6 protein-coding genes are annotated in these 4,573 nt (G+C 43.3%); 3 read left to right on the plus strand and 3 right to left on the minus strand.

What is annotated here, in order from left to right:
- Positions 1 to 14 precede the first annotated feature (14 nt).
- The gene (locus tag VLN09_RS05705) at positions 15 to 443 is read left to right on the plus strand and encodes an Hsp20/alpha crystallin family protein (RefSeq protein ID WP_325244519.1); all 429 of its coding nucleotides are present in this window, start codon (positions 15 to 17) and stop codon (positions 441 to 443) included.
- A gap of 86 nt (positions 444 to 529) precedes the next feature.
- Here VLN09_RS05705 and VLN09_RS05710 read toward each other — a convergent pair whose 3' ends face one another.
- On the minus strand, positions 530 to 814 hold the full coding sequence (locus VLN09_RS05710; protein ID WP_325244521.1) for a HigA family addiction module antitoxin: 285 nt from the start codon (positions 812 to 814) through the stop codon (positions 530 to 532).
- Positions 815 to 1,000: 186 nt separating this feature from the next.
- Positions 1,001 to 2,404, minus strand: a complete 1,404-nt coding sequence (fumC, locus tag VLN09_RS05715; RefSeq protein WP_325244523.1) for a class II fumarate hydratase — start codon at positions 2,402 to 2,404, stop codon at positions 1,001 to 1,003.
- Positions 2,405 to 2,602: 198 nt separating this feature from the next.
- Between fumC and VLN09_RS05720 the strand changes: the two genes are divergently transcribed.
- Both VLN09_RS05720 and VLN09_RS05725 read left to right on the plus strand, forming a co-directional pair.
- The gene (locus tag VLN09_RS05720) at positions 2,603 to 3,256 is read left to right on the plus strand and encodes a 5-formyltetrahydrofolate cyclo-ligase (protein WP_325244525.1); all 654 of its coding nucleotides are present in this window, start codon (positions 2,603 to 2,605) and stop codon (positions 3,254 to 3,256) included.
- Positions 3,253 to 3,492: a hypothetical protein gene (locus tag VLN09_RS05725; protein ID WP_325244527.1), complete on the plus strand. Its 240-nt coding sequence runs from the start codon at positions 3,253 to 3,255 to the stop codon at positions 3,490 to 3,492. The genes VLN09_RS05720 and VLN09_RS05725 overlap by 4 nt, the downstream gene beginning before the upstream one ends.
- A 234-nt stretch (positions 3,493 to 3,726) precedes the next feature.
- On the opposite strand, the gene VLN09_RS05730 is transcribed toward VLN09_RS05725, so the two are convergent.
- The coding region (locus tag VLN09_RS05730; RefSeq protein WP_325244529.1) for a Na+/H+ antiporter NhaC family protein at positions 3,727 to 4,573 on the minus strand (847 nt) is incomplete at its 5' end.

A 4,573-nucleotide genomic window follows, 5' to 3' on the forward strand; every position in this document is an offset into this window, starting at 1 on the left:
ACAAGGAGAGTGTTATGGGTAAGTTAGTAACTAGAAATTCAATCTTTGACAACTTTTTTGATGAGACGGCACCTAGCTTCTTAATGCGTCCGCTTCATGGCGATGCACTACCTAGCATCAGTCAAATCAAGATTGACGTCAATGAAAAAGACAATACATTTTATGTGAATGCTGAGATTCCGGGCGTGTCCAAAGAAGATATTGACTTGTCGATTACAGGTGATGTTATCTCTATTAGCGCTGAAATTGAGCAAAAAGATGAGCAAAAAGACGGTAATAAAGTCTTGCGCAGTGAGCGTTATTTTGGCTCAGTATCCCGTAGCTTCCAGTTGCCTGATAAGATAAAAGTAGATGCGGCTGAAGCATCCTATGAGAATGGCGTACTGAAGCTAGTGCTCCCTAAAGAGACTGACTCAGAGCATAAAAAGCTTGAAATCAAATAATTAATACATTTTTATAAAAATATAAGTGAATTACTAAGGGCACATGAATAATTCATGTGCCTTTTTCTTACGCGATTTTCATATTTTTAAGCATACTTAACAAGCTTAATATCATCTAAGAATTGGAGGTCATCAGTCTCAACCAAACCTAGCTCATAAGTGGATTGTAGGTTTAGCCAAAACTGGGCATTTCCACCAAAATACTTGGCTAAGCGCAACGCTGTGTCTGCTATTATCCCTCGCTTCTCACGTACAATTTCGTTGATACGTGCAGGTGTGACACCTAACTTGTTTGTTAACGCATTGGCGCTCATATCGAGCGGTTCAAGAAAACCTTCTCTTAGTACTTCGCCAAGGTGAATTGGGCTCATAATATTTGCTATCATTACTCTTCCACTTTTTTCATGTACTGTGTTAAAAATTGGGTATTTACAGTGACTACAGGCTAGTAGCGCAAAGCAGGAATAGCTCCTACACCAAATATATAAAACATAAAAAAGACCTTGCCACATTACGTGACAAGGTCTTTTGACTACTCTAAGAAAGTACTAGATAGCTTACTTAGGGTTTACCATATCAGCAGGAATAACCCACTCATCAAACTGAGCTTCAGTTAACAATTCTAGCTCAACCGCAACTTGCTTCAACGTTTTGTTTTCTTTATAAGCAGTCTTAGCGATTTTTGCTGCGTTCTCATAACCAACATGACGGTTAAGCGCAGTCACTAGCATTAATGAATTATGTAAGAAGTCATCGATTTTGTCTTTTACTGGCTGGATACCAACAGCACAGTTTTCGTTAAAGCTATTGCACGCATCGCCAAGCAGTTTGATAGATTGCAATAGGTTAAACGCGATAACTGGCTTGTAGACGTTTAACTCAAAGTTACCTGACGCGCCTGCCATGCTGATAGTTACATCGTTACCCATAACTTGCGCAACAACCATCGTCATTGCTTCTGACTGGGTTGGGTTCACTTTACCCGGCATAATAGAAGAGCCTGGCTCATTTTCAGGAATCGTCAATTCGCCCAAACCACAACGAGGACCTGATGCCAACCAACGTACGTCGTTAGCGATTTTGTTTAAGCTGCCTGCTAGCGTTTTTAGTGCGCCTGAAGCAAATACTTCAGCATCACGAGCAGCTAGTGCTTCAAATTTATTTGGTGACGTCACAAATGGAAGACCAGACAATGTCGCCAATTGCTCAGCTGATTTTACCGCATAGTCAGGATGGGCGTTTAGACCCGTACCTACCGCCGTACCGCCTAGTGGCAATTCATACAAGCCCTGTAGCGCATTATCGATACGTACCAGTGAATGGTCAAGTTGGCTAACATAACCGCTAAACTCTTGACCTAATGTCAAAGGCGTGGCGTCTTGCAAATGCGTACGACCGATTTTAACAATGCTATCGAATTCTTTAGCTTTAGCATCCAAGGTATCACGTAGCGCTTTTACCGCTGGAATCAATAAACCATTGATTTCACGGGCAGCAGCAACACGAATCGCTGTTGGGAAGCTATCATTGGTAGATTGAGCATGGTTGACGTGGTCATTCGGATGAATCGGTGTGTAGCTGCCACGCTCGTTACCAGCGATTTCATTGGCACGGTTTGCCAATACTTCGTTCATGTTCATATTTGACTGGGTGCCAGAACCTGTCTGCCAAACGACTAGCGGGAACTGATCCGTTAGACCACCGTTGATAACTTCATCAGCAGCTTGGACGATAAGGTCGCGCTTGTCTGTATCGATACGCTCAAGGCTCGCATTGGTAATCGCTGCGGCTTTTTTGACCAGTGCCATCGCTTCAATCATCGGACGCGGCAAGGTCTCGCCACCGATTTTGAAATTTTCGCGGCTACGCTGGGTTTGTGCACCCCAATATGCATCAGCTGGGACTTCCACATTGCCCATAGTGTCTTTTTCGGTACGAGTTGCCTGATTCTGTGTCGACATAACTACCCTCTTCGATGGTTTATTAATGAATGGTTGTTCATAAAAAATGCAACAGCTGCTGCACATGAAAGAAAAGCACGATATAAAGTGGCGTTATGATAGCATGACTAAGGCGCGTTGAATATTGACAAATAGTCATTACGGATAACTAAAACGACCAGCCACCATTGATTTCCTACATCGTCGGATACTCTATCTATGCATCCTGAAATAAAAAATACTGAGAAAAGTGAGTTAATAATAACTAATCCGCCCAGACGCCATTTTACTCGCCAGCGTCGCCAGTTAAGTGCAGGCACACGTAGGCAATTGGCGCATTCAGCAGGTTTGCATCTAACCAAATTACAGCAGCGTCTGCCTCCGCGTGCACGTATTGGCTTATATTATGATGGCTTTGGTGAGCTACCCACTCAGCCACTATTGGACTGGTGTCAAAGCTTAGGCTATCTGCCGTATTTGCCGGTGGTCGGATCGTTTGGTCGTACTAGCAATGGCAACGATGATAAGCGTCTGCGCTTTGTGCCTATTTATCATGCAAAACTGTTAAATATACCGACACGCATTCACAGCTTAGGCATGAAACAAAACCATCATCGCAGATTATTGTGGGCAGCAGAATTAGACGTCATTATCTGTCCGTTAGTAGCGGTCGATAAAAACGGCAATCGTATGGGCATGGGTGGCGGATTTTATGATGCAACCCTTGGTAAAAGCTATCACTCAGGCGCGAAAAGGCCATTAAAAATTGGCTGGTGTTATGACTTCCAAGTGGTCGAGCAACTAGAACGTCAGCCGTGGGATGTGCCGTTAGATGGTTTGATTACACCACGTGGCTTAAGGTGGTTTCGATGAAAAATGATAAACAATCTATTGATGCTAACTCTAGCGCAGAGAATGTCGAACAACATTTGCAAGAGTTAGAAAAAGCGGATTATGAGCTGCTATATTATAGTCAGGAGCAGTCTTTTAGCGCTGATGAGCTGGCAAGGGTTATCAATGAACGCCGCTTAAATGAGCTGCTGGCGCAGAGTGATGAATTTTTGAGTGGGTTAAATAGTGAGATTGAGGATTTTGATGATTCGTATTAAGAAAGGCATAAATCACATCATCATATAGTTAAAATATCTTAAAAACGCTACAGTACTGCTGGTATAAATTTTTTGTAGCCTCTGTCTGCGTAGGCACAGCAAGCAAGAAAAATTAATATCAGCAGTACATGATGTATGGATATTACTTTTCCCTGACTATAAAAAACCAAAAAGGCGAATGATTATGAAATCACTCGCCTTTTTTATATCGACATTAAGAGTTTATATTGTTAATTAAAGCACCATCGCCGCAATCCAGCCAAATATCAATAACGGAATGTTGTAATGGATAAAGGTCGGTACCACACTGTCTTTGATATGATCATGCTGCCCATCAACGTTTAGACCAGAAGTTGGCCCCAATGTTGAATCTGACGCTGGAGAACCTGCATCACCAAGCGCGCCAGCCGTTCCGATAATAGCTACCGTCGCGAGTGGCGAAAAGCCTAGCGAAATGCAGAGCGGCACATAAATCGCGGCTAGAATAGGAATGGTCGAGAATGAAGAACCGATACCCATGGTCACAATCAAGCCAATTAATAGCATAATAAATGCTGCCATCGCTTTATTACCACCAAATAAAGCGGCCGCCCCATCAACCAATGGCTGAATTTGCTCGGTCGCTTTCATGACTTCAGCAAAGCCCTGTGCAGTAATCATGATAAAGCCAATCATCGCCATCAGTTTGATACCATCATTAAAGACCGTATCGGCATCACGCCACTTGACGACGCCGGTTGCCATAAAGACGCCAAAGCCAAACATCGAACCAAGCAAAAGTGAGTCAGTATATAGCTGCACGACAAAAGCGGTTACAATCGCTGCAATCGCAACCAACGTTTTCATCTTGCTTTGTGTCTGCGCAGTAGCTGCGGTTTTGCTTAACGCATCACCTTCTACTACAGCATCGCGTGCTTCTTTATCAATTGCCAGCTGCTGATACTGGCGCGGTTTACGATAGCTGATAAAGACGGCAATCAGTAAACCAACAAGCATGCCGAGTGCTGGAATCGACATGGCTTTGGTGACTGAGATATTAGCAACATCGATACCTGCTTCGCCAACGTTTTTGAGCATAATC

This window comes from Psychrobacter sp. (assembly GCF_035469765.1).
Taxonomy (GTDB): Bacteria; Pseudomonadota; Gammaproteobacteria; order Pseudomonadales; family Moraxellaceae; genus Psychrobacter.